The sequence below is a fragment of the Binatus soli (SeqCode) genome (assembly GCF_050015535.1).
Classification (GTDB): domain Bacteria; phylum Desulfobacterota; class Binatia; order Binatales; family Binataceae; genus Binatus; species Binatus soli.
Genome location: NZ_JBEKBF010000019.1, coordinates 1 through 18,085, shown reverse-complemented (window position 1 = coordinate 18,085; position 18,085 = coordinate 1). Strand labels below are relative to the sequence as shown.

The window sequence follows — 18,085 nt, the reverse complement described above, 5'->3', positions numbered from 1 at the left end:
TCGGGCGCCGGCGCCATCGTTCCCCAGCGCCCAACCTAGCCGAGACTGCGACTTTTCTTCAAACCGTTCGTTCAGGTAGTCGAATGGAATTCGAAGCTACGGTCGCCGCAAGATACGCTCCCTATCGATGGTCCGGCGCCGTGATCCGATACGCGCAGCGCCGCGCGCCCGCCATGATGTGATCGGTGCGCTCGACCCGCGCTTTGTCACCGAGCACCGCGCGGAACAGCGAGAGTTCTTCATAGTATGCAACGCGAGTACCTTACCAACTATCGGAGACGCAAGGAGGCGTACGGGTGGCAGGCGGCCGCCGGCCACGCGATTTGCGTCTTGAGCCGCGCCGAACAATGACGGACGCCGCTCTTCGCTACTTGATGCCGCGGTAAACGGCGAAGATCAGATTCTTGTACGCGCAATCGATATCGCGGAACCCCGCCTCGCGCAGCCATTGGAGCTGATCCTCGAGCGTGGCCGCCCGATCGAACTTCATCCGGTCGAGCGCCGCCGCCAGGTCGCGATCATCAACCCCCAATTCGCGCACCCGCGTGATCCATCGCTCGTGATGAAAACGGTGCCGCTCCGGGGTCGCGCCGCGACACTGCTCGGCGTTGACGAATACACCGCCGTCGTTGAGCGCGCCGTGGATTCGAGCGAACAGCGAGCGCTTTTGGTCGTCGCCCAGGTGATGAATCGACAGTGCCGAAACGACCGCGTCGTATTTTTCCTGGATCGGGTCAACGCCGTAGTCGGAGACCTCGAAGCGGAAGCGCTCGCCGGCCAATTCAAAGCGCGCACGCGCCCGCTCGAGCATCTCGCTCGAGATGTCCACCATCGTGATCCGCGCCTGCGGGAAACTGTACGCGATGAACGCCGCCAGCAAGCCCGTGCCGGCGCCGAGATCGAGAACCTTGAGCTGGCTATCGTGCGGAAACTGAATCAAATCGATCGCCGCGCGATAGAAGTCGTCGAACCCCGGCACCAGCCGGCGCCGCGTGCGGTCGTAGTCCTCCGCCGCAAGATCGAACGCGCGTTGTACTGAATCCGCCATCTGAAGATTGTGCGGACGCGACGGTCGCGAATCAACCGCACACTCCAGACGGGTGGCGATCCAGGCGCACCGCTATTTACTAAGTTTCGTTAGTCCTTTCCTTCTGCGCTCGGCCCACCGCTTCTTCATAAGCTCTGACAGCCGCTTTCTGCCCTCTTTGGTGATACCGCCGCGTCGCTTTCTTCTCGTGGCGCCCGGCTTGGGAGCCGCGGGCCGGCCTCTCCTGCCTGCCGCCTCCGCTCCCGCTCCCACCAAAGCCGTGATCGCACGGATAAGCCGGTCCCTTTCCTTCTTCAAGTCTGCAACGATTTTATCGATCTCCAAGTAAGTGCTCCTTGGGGTCCCCTAGGTCCCCGATGTTTTGTTTAGCTCCCAACTCTAAACATATCCAACAAGTATAATTGCTGGAGTTACCACAAATTGCAATTTCTGCCAGCTAGGTTGTCAATACCCCGGATAGGCCGCAGGGCCGGTCCCTCCGCCACCGTGTCCTGGATTGATCGCGGCGCCGCGCCGCTCGATCGGCCCCTCAGGACAGCCTGCGACGGCGCCAGGCGCCCGTTTGAATCCTGTTCACCGCCTGTTTGCCTTCCATGGAAATCCCGGCTAAGCAAGGGCGACTGAAGAGGAGCGGGGCGCATTTTGGGGGCAATTAATCGAGGCTGGCTTCCGCACTTCACGCCCAGACGGCGCCGTATCCTGACTTGGTGCGCAATCGTGTTCGGCGTCGTCTTCATCTACCTATATGTTTTCGGCGTCTCGGCCTGGTTCGTAATCATCAAAGGACGAAATTTATCGGGTAAGGATGATCCCTCTTTGTGGAAGACCCCGGTCGCGCTGAAGGATTTGTCCATTTCCAGCGCGCCCGGCCGGAAGCTTTCCTATTTCGGCTACGAATTCGAAGTGCCCTGGGACGATGTGGACGAGCAAAAGACGAGACTCGTCGGAAAGTGGCAATTGATTTCCTTTCATTCTGGAAAGTCCATCGTGTTTTACACACCCCCACCAAACGAGGTTGTGAATGGAGTCCCTGGAAAGAACGGCGTTGATAGAAGAGCGCTCGCCCGATTCTATGGCGACGAGACTATACAGTCCGACTATACCTTCATCCGAGCTGCGCTCGAGACCACCCCTGGCGATATCGGTTTACTCACGCCCCGAGGAGCGGCGGCTCGCACTATAATGCTGTTGCTGATGAAATCGATCCAGGTGGGTGCGAACGACGGGGAGTCAGGCATCTTCCTGATTCAAACGAAAGATTTCCACGGCTTCCAATACGGAAACTCAGCTAACCGCCCGCCCTCGATTGCCGCCGATCTGTTCGGAAACAAGGGCCGCACTCACTTCGTGTTTCGCGACAAAAGGTGCGCAGGCGGCATTTCACAACCAGAAATCAACCGCGTCATCCAAAGCGTGCGACCAGTCCATCAGCAGGCTTCAAGTGTGGACCATTGAATCCGCCCCAAGGCGGCAGTGGCGGCGTTGGCGCGACTCAGTAGCCATACCCGCCAAAGGTCTCAGGCCCCATCAGTCGTGGCGCGGACCGAAGGGATGAATCTCGCCTTGAAAGCCGCGGCTGAGAGCTTGGCATGTTCGGCGAGCTTCGACAGCGCCGGCTCCTCGAAGTCCTGCAGCTCGAGCCGAATCATGTAAGAGCGCGCCACCTGGTATGACTCGGTGGAGACATCCACTGTCCGCACCCGAATCCGGCCCGTGTTCGGGTCGAGCAGTTGCTCGAAACTGACCGGCGTCACGCGGCCGCCCGCAACCGCGATCAGCACACTGGAGCCGCCGCTTAGCAGGTGGCGCACCGCGCCGTAGCCCAGCGTTCGCGTGTAATCGACGTCGAATGGCAACGGCTTCGCGCAGCGCAACTCGTAGCCGATGTCCTTGGGGACCACGGTGGCATCGATGCCGAGTTGCTTGAGCGCCGCGCGCACCTGATCGCGCAAGACAATACCCAGCGGGATGTCCGCGATGTGCACGTGGCCGTAAGCGTCGGCTTGCGAGGCCGTCCCCGAAGCCAGCGCGCCAACGTCCATGCGCTCTGCGATCCCTTCGGCGATGACCGCGACGCCGTCGTCGTGGCCGCTGGCGCGACGCTTGATTATCGCGCCCACGATAGTGTCCACGACCAGCGCGAGGTCGAACCTCTTGCCTCGAAATTCCTCGGGAATCACCGCCAGCGTAGCGCCGGCTGACTTGCACATACCGAGCGCGAGGGATCCCGACTTCCGGCCCATCGAGATCGTCAGGTACCACCTGCTGGTGGTGCGGGCGTCTTCCATCAGCGATTCGATGATGCTGGCGCCGATGGCGCGAGCGGTTTCGAAGCCGAACGTCGCCGCATTCTCGGGCAGCGGCAGATCGTTGTCGATCGTTTTCGGCACGGTCACGATGCCGATCCTGCCTCTGGTGCGCTCGGCGATTCGCGCCGCACCGTACGTGGTGTCGTCCCCGCCGATACAGATCAGGTAGCGAACGCCAAGCGCTGTCAGCGCATCGACCACGCGCCCCAGGCTCGCTTCGTCGCGCGCCGGATTGGTGCGCGAGGTGCGCAGGATCGAACCGCCGGTGAAGTGGATCCTGCTGACTTCCTCGAGTTCGAGTTCGACGACGTGCCCGGTGTCGCCTTCCACCAGCCATCGATAACCGTCGCGCAGTCCCACCACGCGCAGTCCGCACTTGATAGCCTCAATGGCGGCCGAGGCGATCACGCCGTTGATTCCGGGAGCGGGACCGCCGCCGACCAGGATCGCGAGGGTCTCTCGATGCTTATCGTCGCTCTTCATCGTCGCAATGGGCGCCGTCATCGGTCATGTTTACTCTTACACGCACGCTACTTGCAAAAGCCACTAAACTAAACGCCCTGTCCGGCCGCGATAGCCGGACAGGGCGCTTGGTTCTATTGCGGCGGGATCGATCCGGCTATCAGGCCTCGCCGGTGCCGCGGAGGCTCACGTTGTGTGGGCTGGCCGTATCGCCAACCGCGCTTACCCCAAGCGTCGCACTCTCCGCTCCAACGATGCTCGGCGTGAACGTCATCGTGTAGGTGCACGATGCGCCGCCCGCCAGCGACCCACTCGGCAGTGTGGTGCACGTTCCGCCCGTCACCTTGAAGTCGCTGGTCCCGCTGACGCTTTTGCTTATCGTCAGCGTCGCGCTGCCGACGTTGGTCACGGTGACTGTCTTCGCCGCCGATGTCTTGCCTCCCTTAACCGGGCCGAGAGCGAGGCTCGCCGGAGTCACCTTGAGCGGCGTAACTCCGGTTCCGTTCAGGCTGACGGAGAGGAGCGTGTCTCCCGACACACCGATCGAAAGCGTGCCGCTTTCCGCCCCCTCGGTGCTCGGCGTAAACGTCACCGCGTAGGTGCACGACGCCGCCGACAGCGACCCACTCGGCAGTGTGGTGCACGTTCCGCCCGTCACCGAGAAATCGCTCCCGTAGGTCCCCCCGCCAAGGCTCGGGCTGGCAAGCGTGATTGATCCACCGTCGGCATGGGCCTTGTTGGTCAGCGTGACGCTCATCGTCTTGGACCCCGTCTTGGCCACTTTGCCGAAGCTTAACGTCATCGGGGACACGGATTCCGGTATCGTTCCGGTCCCGCTCAGAGCGACCGCCGGCGGACCGCCATTGGGGTCTTGCGCAACCGCGATTGAAAGCGTGCCGCTCTCCGCAGTCTCGGTCTTGGGGGTAAACGTCACCGCGTAGGTGCAGCTCGAGGACGCCGCCAGCGAGGCTTCGCACGTCCCGCCCGTCACCGCGAAGTCGCTCGGGTTGGCGCCGCCGATCCTCGTGCCGCTAAGCGTGATCGGCCCGGTGGCATCGTTGGTCAGCGTGATGCTCATCGTCTTGGACCCCGTCTGGGGGACACCGCCGAAGCTTAGCGTCTTCGCCGACAGGGATTCCGGTACCGCTCCGGTCCCGCTGAATGAAACATTGTACGGACCGAGCGTATCGTGGCTGTCGGTAACCGTCATGGTCGCTGATTCCGCACTCAACGTGGTCGGAGCAAAAGTGACAATCAGCGTGCAAGCCGTCGTGGCCGCCAGCGTGCCGGTGCAGGTGCCGCCCGCGACTCTGAAGTCATTGCTACCGCCCGCAGTGACGTCGATGCTTTCGCTCAGCGTGACCGAGATGGTCTGATAATTGTGCACCGTGATCGACTGGGTCTCCATGGAGCCGTCCTTCACGCTGCCGAATGCGTGGCTGGCGGGCGAAACCGTCATATCATTCGTGCCGGCGCCTCTAAGCGCCACGGTTTGCGTGTCCGCGCCAGCATTGTCCGCAATCGTAAGCGTTGCACTGTGAATGTCGAGCGTTTGCGGCGTGAAGCTGACCGTGATCGTGCAGGTCGCGAGCGGTGCAAGTTGGGACGCCGGGCACGTGCTGGCGGTCTTCGCAAAGTTAACCGAGTCGGTGGGGGAGGAAACGCTGGCAATGGACAGCGGCGCGTTGCCGGTGTTCCTGACCGTCAGGATCTGGGTGGCGGTGTCGCCGACGGGTTCGTTTCCGAATTCAACGTAAGACGTCACGGATACCACAGGAGTCGGCGTGATGGCGATGGACAGGGGCTCATACAGTTCTGTCAGTGGACCGCTGATGGTGGCGGTGGGGGTTTCGTTGAGCGGCCCGGTGCTGCTTCCCAGCGCCGGATAGAGGAACACGCTCGGGGTGTAACTGTTCGCAAGGCCGCCGTCATCCGCCACATAGATTCTGTTGCTGGAATCCAGCGCGATGCCTTGTGGCCGGCACAGGCCGGTGGCGTCTCCGCTGATGGTGGCAGTGGGGGACCCGCTAATGGCGCAAGGACTCGCAGAAGTGCAACTCGGGCTCAACGCCGAATAGACAAACACGCTGGCGGTGCCATCGCACCCTCGGTCACCCTGGTCGGCCACATAGATGTTGCCGCTGTAATCCAGCGCGATGCCTTGTGGGTTGCTCAGACCGGTGGTCATGGTCGTGCTGATGGCGGCGCTGGGCGTCACGTCGGGAGCAGTGAGATCGATGAGGAGGCTGGCCAGCGGCTCATAGAGCGTCACGCTGTTGCTGCCTTCATCCGCCACATAGATGTTGCCGCTGGAATCCACCGCGATGCCGTATGGGTCGGCCAGGCCGGTGCTGCTCCCGCTGATGGTGGCGATGGGAGCCACGCTAATGGCGCAAGGACTCGCAGAAGTGCAACTCGGGCTTAACACCGAATAGACAAACACGCTGTCGGCGGAGTTGTCCGCCACATAGATTTTGCCGCTGAGATCCAGCGCGATGCCTGTTGGGGCGCTCAGCCCGGTGGCGAGCCCGCTGATGGTGGCGATGGGGGCCTCGTTGAGCGTTCCGGTGCTGCTTCCCAGCGGCGGATAGACAAACACGCTGTCGGCGAAGTTGTCCGCCACATAGATGTTGCGGCTGGAATCCAGCGCGATGCCCGTTGGGGCGCTCAGGCCGGTGGCGAGCCCGCTGATGGTGGCGATGGGGGTCTCGTTGAGCGTCCCGGTGCCGCTGACTGCCAGCGGCGGATAGACAAACACGCTGCTGGGGCCATTGCCGGAAGGTCCGTCATCCGCCACATAGATGTTGCCGTAGGAATCCAGCGCGATGCCTTCTGGGGACTCCAGGCCGGTGTTGCTCCCGGCGATGATGGCGATTGGGGCGATGTCGCCGTTGGTCCCCGCGGCGTAAATGGTGATGGTGCCGACCTGGTTGGTGACGTAAATGTTCCCAATGGCGTCAAAGGCCATCCATCCTGGCGAGGCGAGGTCGGTAGGGGCGGGAGTCAGCGGAGAGACATCGCCGTTGCTGCTCCCGGCCGGATAAGCAGTCACGGCTTGGGTCATGTAGTCCGTAACGAATAGCGTCGGGGTGGGGGACGCGTAGCCTAGAGAGCTATGAGGGCCGACAATCGCAACCGCGGTCGCACAAAAGATCGCGACCACGCCGAGTCGTGTTTTTCATGCGTACTTGTTCATTTGCTCCTCCCCCGAGTGAAACAGCAGTACGACTTAAACGAGACTAATAATTCCCCGCCTCGGATAAGCAATAATTCTGCCTGTGATATTTAGCTTACTCTAAGCTAATCTAAGTATTCTAGTGTCCAATTGTGCTATGAAGCACGCAGGCGGACGATGGTGCCGGTCGATACATCGGCCGATGATTGTATGTTCAGTTGGAGCCAATGTGGCGGAGGCAGCTAGACTCGCACCAACAACAATCCGTCTGCAAACGCAAAGGGGCGGGGTCACTGGTTCCGTACTGATTGACTATTGAGCAACCTCGCCCGGCGATTGCGCCAGCGGCACCAATTGCGCGATGTCGCACTGGATCAACGCCTGGATCTTGTTGTCGATTTGATAGAACCGCGTCACCTTCACCTGCGAGACAACGGCGCGGAACCGCGCAATGAATTCTTTCTGCACGTCAAGCCGCGCCTGCTGAATGGCGATTACCTCGTCGAGCTTCTTCTTCGCATCGGCGTCGGTGAGATTATTGTACCTGGCCGCGAATTCTTTGAGCTCCTTGACGTGGCGGTCTTCGATCCTGTCCATCTTCGCTTCGTAGGCGTCGTAAACCGGCCAGAACCTGGTCGCTTCATCGGCGCTCAGATTCATGTTGGTGCCGACCGTTGCCTTGCGCTCTGCGCGGGCGGCCGCGATGTCGAGCTGCTTCTGTGAGGTCGGCGGGCTCTGCGCTGAGGCCGGACCGCTCAGGCCGAGCGTGCAGACCACCAGCGAAGCTACGGTGAAACTTGCAAGAATCGTCTTGAGGCTTATCAATGGATTCTCCTGGGGGTTTTGGCTTCAGCAAAGACCGCCGGATGGTCCTGCATTAGAAGATCATAGTCAAGCGATAAGTACCGGTTTCGCGATCACAAGCGAAAGCAGGGCGGTTGTCGGGAACGCGGCAATCCTGCGCCTTTTCATTTGCGCATCCCGTTACCCGCCGCTGGGAATGGGAGATGCGCGGACCGCTCGCTCGAACGCCCAGCTACGAATGTGATTGATCTGTTCCTTCATGGTGCGCGCCAGCGGAACCAGCTCACCGGCGGACAAGAAGAGATCCTGCTCGGTAACCTCATGGTCCTGCAGCCGCGCCCTGGTCATCGCTGATACGACCGACTGCTCGACCTCGGCGCCGGTCCAGCCCTTCATAAAGACGGCCAATCGTTCCAGGTCAAACTTGGTCGCATCCATTCCCCGGCGGCCGAGGTGAATCTTCAAGATCTCGATCCGTTCGGCAACCTGCGGCAGGTCAACGAAGAAGACCTCGTCGAAACGTCCTTTGCGAATCATCTCGGCGGGGAGAAGGTCGATTCGGTTTGCGGTGGCGGCGACAAAGAGTCCGCGCGCCTTCTCCTGCATCCAGGTCAGAAAGAAGGCGAAGATCCTGCCCTGCGCGCCGCCGGGATCCCCCGACGTAATCCCCATCTCAATCTCGTCGAACCAAACCACCGCGGGCACCATCTCTTCGAGCGTCTTGCAGGCCTGGACGAATGCTCCCTCCGGCTCCCCATGCCTGCCGGAGAAGATCTCGATCATGTCGATTCGATAGAGAGGAAGCTCGAAGTGCGAGGCGATGGCTTTGACGCAGAGGCTCTTGCCGCAGCCCGGGATGCCCATGACGAGAACGCCCTTGGGTACTATGTCAGTGCTCAGGCTCTCGCGGAGTTGAAACAGTTTACGACGCTCCAGCAGCCACTGCTTGAGCTTCTCCAGGCCGCCGACCTGCCCGATGCTCGTGCTGTCGGCAACAAACTCGATGATGCCGCCGCGGTTGACCAGGAGCCGCTTTTCCTCGAGCAGGGCTGGTAACGACTCGGCGCTGAGGCTTCGACTCGCACTCAGAGCGCGGCGCACCGCGTAGCGCGCCTCCTGGAGCGTGACTCCCTGCAGGGCGCGCGCGAGCTGGTACAGGGTTGCCTCGCTCACGTCGGTGCCGACGCCGGGCGCCGAGAGTTGCTGAGCCTCGCTCCGCAGAAACTCGACCAGTTCGATGAGATCAGGCGGCCTCAGTTCGAGATACAAAAGATCCCGCTCGATCTCCTCAGGAACGAATTGCACCGGCGAACTGATGACTACGAACTTCCGTTGATCGAGACAGCTTTCGTACAGGTCTCGAAGACGGCGCCTGACCTCCGGAGATTCGCGCAGCGGCTCGTGAAAGTCCTTGAGATGGAAGATGGCGGCGTCCTTGTGGGCTGCAATGAAGTCCAGAGCTTCGCGAGGATCGAGAGTGCCGGTCTCGGCCACTCCGTCATCGCGAAGCAATCCTTGCGTGAGGCTCCAGGTCCAAACGGGCACCGGTGTGGATGCGTGCAGCGCCCGGCCGACCTCGCGCAGCACCCTTCCGATTCGCTGCTCTTCGGAGGAGCGGATGTAGGTGAGCGGCCGTCCTGACTGGAAGATCTCGCGCAGCATCTTTGCCGCGCGGCTCTCAACAGGCTGAGGTTTTTTAGAATCTTTCATAGAAAAATCGCGAGAGTTGTGAGCCTGCGCTCCACTCCTTCGGCAACCCTCAGATGTCTCGGTTGCGGCCTCAGCCGCCCCACGGATATGTATCGAACGGGTAGGCTGCGCACCCGCTCTTTCCGGCCGTCGGATACTCCTTCCTGGTAAACGTGCGCGATCGGTTCACCAGATCGTGGAAGATCATGCATTTGTCGCGCTGCGTTGACAGACGCGGATCAGTGTCTACAGCGGCGAGCACGCCCGCTGCCGTTTGAGTGCCGGACGACGTCACCCGTACGCCGCCGTCGGCCGGTGTGTCCAAGATGATGAACTTCGGGTTGGTGGGCGCGCTGTTGTCCCATGCCGACCATTGCGGCTGCCGACCGTCGCGACCGCGCCCGGGTGCGCCGCGATAGGCGAACTCGGCCCAGTACGACATCATCTGTTTGCTGAGCGCCAGGCGGCCTGGTTCATTGTCCTGGGAGAAGATGACGTTGGCCTGGCGTCCGAGATCCCAGTGGCCGAAGACGAACGGGATCTCAAAACCATGCGCAGCCCCGAGCATGATGGATAGATCCGCGCCCATCACATGCGGCTCCTCGTGCCAATCGAAGCGGTAAACGAACACGTTGTCCTGAGTCGTCCGCATCGCTGCCGCCGGCTCGTCGGCGCCGGCCGCCTTCCAAAACCTGGACAGGTACTCGGCACTGAGGCTGTAACGCGCCTCGTCACGCAGGCGCGGCACGAGCCAGAAAATGCGTTGCACCCGTCTTGGGTCGCCGAACAGGAACAGCTTGCTCTCCTCGCGATTCGTTCCGACGATCACGGGAACCCGGTTGTATCCGTCGGCACGCGCGAAGTGTTGCAGCGGATCGTCTTGTGGCAGCACCACACCGTCGCCAAAGACTTTCGGCATTTCGATCATGGCGGTTGTGGGCGTCGGCATGTAGGCCAGGAGAATGTCGAAATTCGTCTTCCCGCGCAGGTAACGCTCGACATCTGTGGCGCTCATCGCGGCGAGTACTGTTTTGGCTGCGGCGCGGTCGGCGGCGCGCTTGTCCTTGATGAGCAACTGCACCAGCACTTCATTCGAGCTGTTGGTGCGACCCGGTTCGGCATCGTCGGTGAAGTGCTCGGCCTCGGCGATGGTACTCATATTCAGACCACCGCTTTCGGAGATCGCGCGATGAAACAACCCGTGCGCTTGCGGAGCCAACAACAGCATGTACACGTTGTTGGCGCCTGCCGATTCGCCGAAGATTGTGACGTTGCCGGGATCGCCGCCGAAAGCTCCCACGTTGTCGCGCACCCATTGGAGCGAACGGATGATATCGAGGATGGCGAAGTTGCCCGATCGGTCGAGTTCGTTCGCGCCCTCACCCCGCAGTGCGGCGTGGCGGAACCAGCCGAAGGGGCCGACGCGATAGTTGATCGTCACCACCACAACCTTGTGCGTCGCCGCCAGGTTACCGCCGTTGTACAGCGCCCCCGTACCAACCGTGTTGGCGCCGCCGTGTATCCACACCATCACCGGCCACCGCGCGTTACCCGTCGGCACGTCGGACTCGCCAACCCGTGGCGCATACACGTTCAGGTAGAGACAATCCTCGCTGCCGACAGGCTGCCCCGCGCTGGCGGTATCGAGGCCGCCGATCGGGCTCGGGAACTGCGTGCACGCCGAGCCAAAATCGAGTGCCTGGCGCGTACCGGTCCATGGTTCGGCCGGTTGCGGCGCTCGCCATCGCAGCGCCCCGAGCGGCGGCTTGGCGAACGGAATGCCGAGCCATGCGTGACTGCCGTATACGCCGACGAAGCCGACGACTGTGCCGGATGCCGTGACTCGGCGCGATGCCGGATCGAGCACGCGTTGCTCGCGCACCGGGTGGCGGCATCCGCTGGCGCCGAGCGCCGCGAGGATCAACAACGCCGACAATCGCCTCGCGATGTGTGACATTGCCTCAAATCTGGTAGTGACGACCTGCGCAGCATCTTGGCATCGAATCATTCGAGTAACTGACTGCTGGTGCGGAAGCGGTTCGCCGGTTCGGTCGCGGTCCCTATCTTATCCGACAAGTCGGCGTTCCCATGGAACCGATAGCGGCATCATTGATCTCCCGGGGGCTACTCTAACAGAGATTTGCCCATTACCAAGCACTCAACAGACACGGCGTAGACTCGCGTTGCTTCGACCTCGATTACCTTGAAACCCGCTGCGGCCTAGCCTCGCCGCGCGATAAACCGCGCCTGCGCGATCTTGCCCGCGCGCGCCAGGTCACGGAGGAAACGGAACCCGCCGAGGAACGTTTCCAGCAGGTCGGTGCGGAACCCGAGAGGCCGCAGGGCATCATACATAAGCTGCATCTCAATCATGTTGAGATATAAATCCGCATGGCTCGCGAACCGCCCGGTGTCTTCGGCGACGCTTACCTTGCAGCCGTTTGCCGAGAGCAGCTTGGCGTATCCCGCGACGTCCTCGACGTTGGCGAACGTCATCAAGCCGAGAAACATCTGGGCCTCGGAATCACTTAGTCCCGCGGGCCCTTCAACCCAGTCGGTGAACGCAATCACGCCTCCGGGACGAACAATGCGCGCCGCCTCCGCAATCAACCTTGGCTTGTCAGGGACGTAGCACCACGCATCTTCGCTCCATATGAAATCCGCGCTGGCCGACGGCAGGCCGCTTTGGCAGGCATCGGCGAGTACGAATCGGATTTTATCGTCCAGACCTTCTTCGTGGGTCAGCCGCCGCCCCTGCTCGACTATCGCTTCGGTAACATCGACGCCGACCATCGACGCGACATTGCGAAACCGCACGAGAAAGCGCATGTCCGCGCCGTTGCAGCAACACAGATCGACCCCCTTCGTCCCGGCGGCAATTCCCGCTCGATCCGCCAGATCGATCGACGCCTTCATTCCTCCCACGTGAATTTGCTGCCCAAACATAAGTCGAAAAAGGTCGGCCGGCGCACTGCTATAGACCGCGACGACATCCGCCACTTTGACACCGGTTATAGATTTCACGATTTCCTCCCGGCGCCCGGCTTGCGCGCACGGACGAAGGCGCTCATGAATTTGCCATCGGCCATCTGCGCGAATTTCTCGAGCTCCGGATTTTCCGCAAGAAATCCCTGCGCGTCAGCCGCCGTATAGATCCGCGTCGGTTCCACTTCGATCTGTTCGAATCCCGCCGCAGCGAGCTTCGATTGGTATTCCGACTCCTCGAGCGCCCCCGCGATACATCCGGCCCACAACTCGACGCGACGGCGAATCTCGCCGGGCATCTCACCGCGCACCACGATGTCAGAAACGGCGAATCGCCCACCCGGTTTCAGCACGCGAAATGCTTCGCGCAGCACGCGATCCTTGTCGGCCGAGAGATTGACGACGCAGTTCGAGATGATCACGTCCACCGAATTGTCGGGCAGCGGGATATGCTCCATCTCGCCTTTGAGGAATTCGACGTTCTGGACGCCGGCTTTGCGCTGGTTGTCGCGCGCAAGCGCGAGCATCTCGTCGGTCATGTCGAGCCCGTACGCCTTGCCGGCCGGCCCCACTCTTCGCGCGGAAAGCAGCACGTCGATCCCGCCGCCGGAGCCCAGGTCGAGCACGGTTTCGCCCGGCTTCAGCTCGGCCAGCGCGGTTGGATTCCCGCATCCCAGCGACGCTGCAAGCGCCTTGGCGGGAAGCGATGCAATCTCGCCCTCGCTGTAGCGATCAGACGGTCGGGGCGCGATTGGGTTTCCCACGGGCACCGCCGAGCCGCAGCATGAGCCGCCTTGATTGGTAACTCGCCGCGCCACTTGCGCGTACTCCTCCCTGACCTTTTCCCTTATCGATTCATTACTCATCGTGACCTCCGTGCCTGCCCGTTACCTGACGGGAGAGGCGGCTAGTGGATTGGGAACGATCCGGCGATGCGCCGAACGTCTTGGGGAGGCCGGCGCAACAGTCTTCGGTCATGAACCGGATCAACTTTGCGGCTTTCGGCCAATTGACGGCGTAGTAGATGAATCGGCCCGCGCGATGCGCCGTCAGCAGCCCGCATCGGGTCAATGCGTCGAGGTGATGAGACAGGGTCGAGCCCGGCATCTTGACCCGGCGCTTGATCTCGTCCACGCAGGTTCCTTGCGGCCCGGCGCGCACCAGCAGGCGGAAGATCTCGAGCCGGCCGGATTGTCCAAGCGCGCTCAGTTGCGACACAAACTCTTTCACTACGATGATTCTAGTATCATCGAAATAACCAAGATGCAACACGTCGAAGCTCGGACCGGGAATCATTCTGGAGCGACTACTCGCCGGCGAACGACGACCGCATTGGCTCAATTTGACTTCACGCTACGACATTTGTATAAGTCTAAAAGTATGAAGAAGTCGAATGTGATCATGGCATTGGGGGCGCTTGCCCAGGAGACGCGCCTGGACATTTTCCGGCTGCTTGTCCAGAAAGGCCCCAATGGATTACCGGCCGGAGAAATTGGCGACCGACTTGGCCAGCCTTCGCCTACTCTATCGTTTCATTTGAACCAGCTCCGCTTTGCCGGCCTTGTAACCTCGCGACGCGAGAGCCGCTCGATCATTTACAGCGCAAACTTCAAAGGGATGAACGGTCTCCTCGCTTACCTGACGGACAACTGCTGCGAGGGACGGCCGGAACTATGCAGTCCCGCCGCCGCCCGAGACCGCGGAACCGAATGCACGGCTCGGCAGACGGCCACGCCAAAGAAAAATCGGAGCGTATCGGTATGAAACGATTTCACGTTCACGTCCGGGTCGATGACCTCGATTCCTCGATGCGCTTCTATTCGACGCCGTTCGGGCGCCTGCTGCTCCGCATCCAAGGCGCAACAGTGAACCGAAGCCTCGACGGATGATCGCGTCCATGCCCAGTCGTGAGTATAGCGTCTTGTTTCTATGCACCGGCAATTCAGCGCGCAGCATCATGGCCGAGTGCGCGATCGGACGGTGGGGCAGGGGAAAGTTCAAAGGATACAGCGCCGGAAGCCATCCCAAAGGCGCCGTGCATCCGTTGACGCTCGAGCTGTTGAACGAGCTGAACTATGCAACCAAAGATCTGCGCTCGAAAAGCTGGAACGAGTTCGCTGCGCCGGACAGCCCCCGCCTCGATTTCGTTTTCACGGTCTGCGACCAGGCGGCTGCCGAGCAGTGCCCAGTGTGGCCTGGTCAGCCAATCACCGCGCACTGGGGAGTCGCCGACCCCGCGGCCTTTGAAGGAAGCAATGATGCGAAGCGACGCTTCTTTTTCCGTATCTACCGGGAACTTGAGAATCGAATCAAAATCTTCACGAGCCTGAGAATCGAGGCACTCGACAGTTTCGCTCTCGGGCAGCGAGTCAGAGAAATCGGGAAAATCAAACTTCCCGAAGGGCGCGAATAGCAGCCGCATCTCGCACCTTCCTCCACACGGAGAAGTTCGCAATGAGCGTAACGATGACGACGGCACAGGCTCCAGTCCTGCGCCGACTCTCCTTTCTCGACAGATATCTGACGCTTTGGATTTTCCTGGCGATGGGGGCCGGCGTGGCGCTCGGTTTCCTGTGGCCCGGCGTTAAGACTGCCTTCGATCGCTTTAGCGTTGGGACGACTTCTGTTCCGATTGCGATCGGTCTCATCCTGATGATGTATCCGCCGCTGGCCAAGGTGAACTACGACGAACTCGGAGACGTTTTCCGCGACTGGAAGATCCTCGGTCTTTCACTTGTCCAGAATTGGGTAATCGGACCAATTCTGATGTTTGCGCTCGCGATCATTTTTCTGCGCGATCGCCCCGAGTATATGGTCGGACTCATCTTGATCGGTCTGGCGCGGTGCATTGCGATGGTGATCGTCTGGAACGATCTCGCCGCCGGCGACACGGATTACTGCGCCGGCCTGGTGGCATTTAATTCGATCTTCCAGGTGCTGTTCTTCTCGGTCTATGCCTTCGTGTTTGTGACCGTCCTTCCCCGATGGCTCGGCCTTGGCGGAGCCATCGTTCACATTACGATTGGCGAGATTGCGAAAAGCGTCGGCATCTATTTGGGCATACCGTTCGCTGCTGGGTTCGTTACCTGGAAGATTCTGACGGGCCTCAAAGGGAAAGCCTGGTATCGTGATCATTTCGCTGCGAAAATCAGCCCGCTCACTCTGATCTTTCTTCTCTTCACGATCGTCGTGATGTTTTCGATCAAGGGCGCCGCAATCGTCCACCTGCCGCTCGACGTAGTGCGAATTGCGATACCGCTTTTGTTCTACTTCGCGATCATGTTTGCGTTGTCATTCGTGCTAAGTCTGAAGGCGGGAGCGAACTACCCGCAGACGGCTACCCTCTCGTTCACCGCCGCATCGAACAACTTCGAGCTCGCCATCGCGGTCGCCGTTGCGACCTTCGGAATCGACAGCGGCGCGGCTTTCGCCGCTGTGATCGGGCCGCTGATCGAGGTGCCGGTGATGATCGGGCTGGTTGATGTATCCTTATGGGCGCAGCGCAGGTACTTCGCCGATTCAACAGCAGGCCTCGCGATCGTGGATTCCTGCAACGCGGCAACTGCGTCACGGCTTGACAGCTAGGCGGGAGTCTCAAAAATCGGCCAGCACGATCGACCGTCCCGCGGGGGCCCTCTTTATCCTGCTTCGCACCAGAAAACCCTTTATTTTCAATGCCGGGGGCGGGACTCGAACCCGCACGGAACTTTCGCTCCAGAGGATTTTAAGTCGTTTGACTATAGAGAAAAAACCTTTCTTTTATTGGGTTTATTTCCATAAAATGTGAAAATGTGTAAGTTTCTGTGTAAGTTTCGCTGAATGCACTGAAAACACTGCGTTTTTTCGATCACGTCTTTTTCTATAGCAGAGAATGCTCACGTAAGGTATCGAAAAACGATGCTTTGCGGGCGCGGAGCATGATCGTGGAAAGGGCCTCTTCGGCATTTCAGTGTTTGCGCTTTTACGCTCGACGGGTGGGGTCAGTCCTTGTGGTGAATGTAGCCGATGGGGCGCTTCTTCGGCGGCTCGGGTGGCGTGAGAAGTTTTTGGACGGTGTCGAAAAGGATGGCGATTTTGCGGTCGTGCTCCTGAACCTTGCGGGCGAGTTGGCGGTTGGACGCAAGTATCTGGCGGAGCTTTACGAAGGCCCGCATGATGGCGATGTTGACTTGGACCGCGCGCTTGCTGCCGAGCACGCTGGACAGCATGGCAACGCCGAGTTCGGTGAATGCGTAGGGCGGCCTTCGCAATCCCATCTTGGCGGTGGGATTGGAGGTCACAATTTGTGACCTCCAATTTTCGAGTTCTTGTTTGGAGAATTGGAACAGAAAGTCGTCTGGAAAACGCTCTATATTGCGCTTGACGGCTTGCAGCAGCACCTTGGTTTGAACGCCGTAAAGCTCCGCGAGGTCATGGTCGAGCATGACTTTCTCGCCGCGGATCAGGTAGATGCGGTTGGCAATGCGTTCGAGGGGGACGACGGGTTGAGGCTTGGCCATTGACGGATTCTGCACGAGGCAGGGGGACTGTCAAGGTTTTCAGTCACAATTTGCGATCTCAAGTCTTCGTTAAAGCCTCGGCTCCTGATGTGTGCTGCGGCGGCCGGCGGAACCCTCTGCCCTGGTAAGGTGTCGAAGCGATTCGTCGGAAGTTCCCTCCGTCATCAGCTCCGGCGGAACCAGCGCCGCGTTCCGACGGCGATGAAAAACTCGCGGCTGCTGCTTGCACGGAATATTATCGACCGAAAGTTTTGAGGAATGGTTAAGCCCCTGAAGGCACGGCTCTATTGGGCCGTTTTAAGCTGTGGCCGCTTCTGCTAGTGGTGTGGCAAGCGGCGTCGGCTGTGGTGATTTCCAAACGAATGAAACCGTCTTCGGGAAAAGTGCGGATTGGCGTGATTGCGGCCTTGAGCGCGGCCGCGTTTGCGATGCTGGCGATCGGAACCCTGACCGTATTGCACGCGCAGTTGGCCACATCGGCGTGGCCGATGTTCCATTACAATCTCACGCACACCGGGCTTAGCCCTTACAGCACCAGCGCCAACCCCGGCACGGAGAAGTGGACGTTCTTAACCGGCGGTGCTGTGTACTCCTCGCCGGCGGTCGGCACCGACGGGACAATCTACGTCGGCTCCGATGACGCTTACCTCTACGCGGTAAACCCCAACGGCACGCAGAAGTGGAAGTTCTTAACCGGCAACTCTGTGCAGTGCTCGCCGGCAATCGGCAGCGACGGCACCGTTTACTTCGGCTCCTATGACCACCGCCTCTACGCGGTAAACCCCAATGGCACGCAGAAGTGGGCGTTCCTAACCGGCGGTGCTGTGCTCTGCTCGCCGGCGGTCAGTGCCGACGGCACGATCTACGTCGGCTCCAATGAAGGCTTCCTCCACGCGCTAACCGACAATGGCACGAGCGCCACGCAGAAGTGGGCGTTCGGAATCGGCGGTGAAGTCGGAGACCCGGCGGTCGGCGCCGATGGGACCATTTACCCCGGATTTCCCTTGTCCAAGTGTACTACTAATGTGGTAAGACCTAGCGGAGCCATTGACAGACGTGGGTTTGGAAGCGATCAGGGGTGGTGCGGAGGTGAGCAGCCGGTGGGTGAGGACAA

Annotated in this window: 16 protein-coding genes and 1 pseudogene; 6 read left to right on the top strand and 11 right to left on the bottom strand. The window is 60.6% G+C overall.

The genetic code is table 11. The annotated features are described in order from the left end of the window. Positions 1-121: 121 nt before the first annotated feature. Together ABR989_RS14520 and ABR989_RS14515 are read right to left on the bottom strand one after the other, a co-directional pair. Positions 122-238, bottom strand: a pseudogene (locus tag ABR989_RS14520) (MarR family transcriptional regulator); the annotation flags it as partial. A 129-nt stretch (positions 239-367) separates the two neighbouring features. Further along, complete coding sequence (locus ABR989_RS14515; RefSeq protein WP_428129913.1) at positions 368-1,048, bottom strand: class I SAM-dependent methyltransferase; 681 nt, start codon at positions 1,046-1,048, stop codon at positions 368-370. Positions 1,049-1,765: 717 nt separating this feature from the next. Here ABR989_RS14515 and ABR989_RS14510 point away from each other — a divergent pair. Then, positions 1,766-2,503 (top strand): hypothetical protein, encoded by a 738-nt coding sequence (locus ABR989_RS14510; RefSeq protein ID WP_428129910.1) that lies wholly within the window; start codon positions 1,766-1,768, stop codon positions 2,501-2,503. A 62-nt stretch (positions 2,504-2,565) separates the two neighbouring features. Here the strand turns inward: ABR989_RS14510 and pfp are convergent, their stop codons facing one another. The 8 genes from pfp to ABR989_RS14470 all read right to left on the bottom strand — a co-directional run bounded on the left by pfp (position 2,566) and on the right by ABR989_RS14470 (position 13,768). Beyond that, positions 2,566-3,861 (bottom strand): diphosphate--fructose-6-phosphate 1-phosphotransferase, encoded by a 1,296-nt coding sequence (gene pfp / locus ABR989_RS14505; RefSeq protein WP_428129908.1) that lies wholly within the window; start codon positions 3,859-3,861, stop codon positions 2,566-2,568. Positions 3,862-3,979: 118 nt separating this feature from the next. After that, a complete protein-coding gene (locus tag ABR989_RS14500) occupies positions 3,980-6,883 on the bottom strand; it encodes a choice-of-anchor D domain-containing protein (RefSeq protein WP_428129906.1) in 2,904 nt (967 codons plus the stop codon). Positions 6,884-7,306: 423 nt separating this feature from the next. Then, positions 7,307-7,819: a hypothetical protein gene (locus tag ABR989_RS14495; protein WP_428129904.1), complete on the bottom strand. Its 513-nt coding sequence runs from the start codon at positions 7,817-7,819 to the stop codon at positions 7,307-7,309. A gap of 159 nt (positions 7,820-7,978) precedes the next feature. After that, positions 7,979-9,508, bottom strand: a complete 1,530-nt coding sequence (locus tag ABR989_RS14490; RefSeq protein WP_428129902.1) for an AAA family ATPase — start codon at positions 9,506-9,508, stop codon at positions 7,979-7,981. Positions 9,509-9,578: 70 nt separating this feature from the next. Further along, complete coding sequence (locus ABR989_RS14485; protein WP_428129900.1) at positions 9,579-11,444, bottom strand: carboxylesterase/lipase family protein; 1,866 nt, start codon at positions 11,442-11,444, stop codon at positions 9,579-9,581. A 263-nt stretch (positions 11,445-11,707) separates the two neighbouring features. Continuing rightward, positions 11,708-12,511: a class I SAM-dependent methyltransferase gene (locus ABR989_RS14480; protein ID WP_428129897.1), complete on the bottom strand. Its 804-nt coding sequence runs from the start codon at positions 12,509-12,511 to the stop codon at positions 11,708-11,710. Then, entirely contained in the window at positions 12,508-13,338 is an 831-nt protein-coding gene (locus tag ABR989_RS14475) for an arsenite methyltransferase (RefSeq protein WP_428129895.1), read from the bottom strand. The genes ABR989_RS14480 and ABR989_RS14475 overlap by 4 nt, the downstream gene beginning before the upstream one ends. Beyond that, positions 13,331-13,768, bottom strand: a complete 438-nt coding sequence (locus ABR989_RS14470; protein ID WP_428129893.1) for an ArsR/SmtB family transcription factor — start codon at positions 13,766-13,768, stop codon at positions 13,331-13,333. The genes ABR989_RS14475 and ABR989_RS14470 overlap by 8 nt, the downstream gene beginning before the upstream one ends. An 84-nt stretch (positions 13,769-13,852) precedes the next feature. Between ABR989_RS14470 and ABR989_RS14465 the strand changes: the two genes are divergently transcribed. The 4 genes from ABR989_RS14465 to arsB are packed head-to-tail and all read left to right on the top strand — an operon-like array spanning position 13,853 to position 16,057. Beyond that, positions 13,853-14,236, top strand: coding sequence for an ArsR/SmtB family transcription factor (locus tag ABR989_RS14465; protein WP_428130016.1), 384 nt, complete (start codon positions 13,853-13,855; stop codon positions 14,234-14,236). Continuing rightward, positions 14,233-14,361 carry a hypothetical protein gene (locus ABR989_RS14460; protein ID WP_428129890.1) on the top strand — a complete coding sequence of 43 codons (129 nt, stop codon included), beginning with the start codon at positions 14,233-14,235 and terminating at the stop codon, positions 14,359-14,361. Before ABR989_RS14465 ends, ABR989_RS14460 begins: the two co-directional genes overlap by 4 nt. Further along, entirely contained in the window at positions 14,358-14,885 is a 528-nt protein-coding gene (locus ABR989_RS14455) for an arsenate reductase ArsC (protein ID WP_428129888.1), read from the top strand. Before ABR989_RS14460 ends, ABR989_RS14455 begins: the two co-directional genes overlap by 4 nt. A 41-nt stretch (positions 14,886-14,926) precedes the next feature. After that, positions 14,927-16,057 (top strand): ACR3 family arsenite efflux transporter, encoded by a 1,131-nt coding sequence (gene arsB, locus ABR989_RS14450; protein ID WP_428129886.1) that lies wholly within the window; start codon positions 14,927-14,929, stop codon positions 16,055-16,057. A gap of 395 nt (positions 16,058-16,452) precedes the next feature. Here arsB and ABR989_RS14445 read toward each other — a convergent pair whose 3' ends face one another. Then, on the bottom strand, positions 16,453-16,971 hold the full coding sequence (locus tag ABR989_RS14445) for an ORF6N domain-containing protein (RefSeq protein ID WP_428129884.1): 519 nt from the start codon (positions 16,969-16,971) through the stop codon (positions 16,453-16,455). Between the two features lie 362 nt (positions 16,972-17,333). Between ABR989_RS14445 and ABR989_RS14440 the strand changes: the two genes are divergently transcribed. Beyond that, positions 17,334-18,085: outer membrane protein assembly factor BamB family protein (locus tag ABR989_RS14440; protein ID WP_428129883.1), on the top strand; the 752-nt coding region annotated here is incomplete at its 3' end.

Excerpts from the sequence above, each read along its gene's own strand:
- ABR989_RS14460 (WP_428129890.1), top strand. The coding sequence starts at position 14,233 with ATGAAACGATTTCACGTTCACGTCCGGGTCGATGACCTCGATTCCTCG.
- pfp (WP_428129908.1), bottom strand. The coding sequence starts at position 3,861 with ATGACGGCGCCCATTGCGACGATGAAGAGCGACGATAAGCATCGAGAG.
- ABR989_RS14470 (WP_428129893.1), bottom strand. The coding sequence starts at position 13,768 with ATGATTCCCGGTCCGAGCTTCGACGTGTTGCATCTTGGTTATTTCGAT.
- ABR989_RS14465 (WP_428130016.1), top strand. The coding sequence starts at position 13,853 with ATGAAGAAGTCGAATGTGATCATGGCATTGGGGGCGCTTGCCCAGGAG.
- ABR989_RS14490 (WP_428129902.1), bottom strand. The coding sequence starts at position 9,508 with ATGAAAGATTCTAAAAAACCTCAGCCTGTTGAGAGCCGCGCGGCAAAG.
- ABR989_RS14455 (WP_428129888.1), top strand. The coding sequence starts at position 14,358 with ATGATCGCGTCCATGCCCAGTCGTGAGTATAGCGTCTTGTTTCTATGC.
- arsB (WP_428129886.1), top strand. The coding sequence starts at position 14,927 with ATGAGCGTAACGATGACGACGGCACAGGCTCCAGTCCTGCGCCGACTC.
- ABR989_RS14475 (WP_428129895.1), bottom strand. The coding sequence starts at position 13,338 with ATGAGTAATGAATCGATAAGGGAAAAGGTCAGGGAGGAGTACGCGCAA.
- ABR989_RS14515 (WP_428129913.1), bottom strand. The coding sequence starts at position 1,048 with ATGGCGGATTCAGTACAACGCGCGTTCGATCTTGCGGCGGAGGACTAC.
- ABR989_RS14500 (WP_428129906.1), bottom strand. The coding sequence starts at position 6,883 with ATGACCCAAGCCGTGACTGCTTATCCGGCCGGGAGCAGCAACGGCGAT.
- ABR989_RS14485 (WP_428129900.1), bottom strand. The coding sequence starts at position 11,444 with ATGTCACACATCGCGAGGCGATTGTCGGCGTTGTTGATCCTCGCGGCG.
- ABR989_RS14445 (WP_428129884.1), bottom strand. The coding sequence starts at position 16,971 with ATGGCCAAGCCTCAACCCGTCGTCCCCCTCGAACGCATTGCCAACCGC.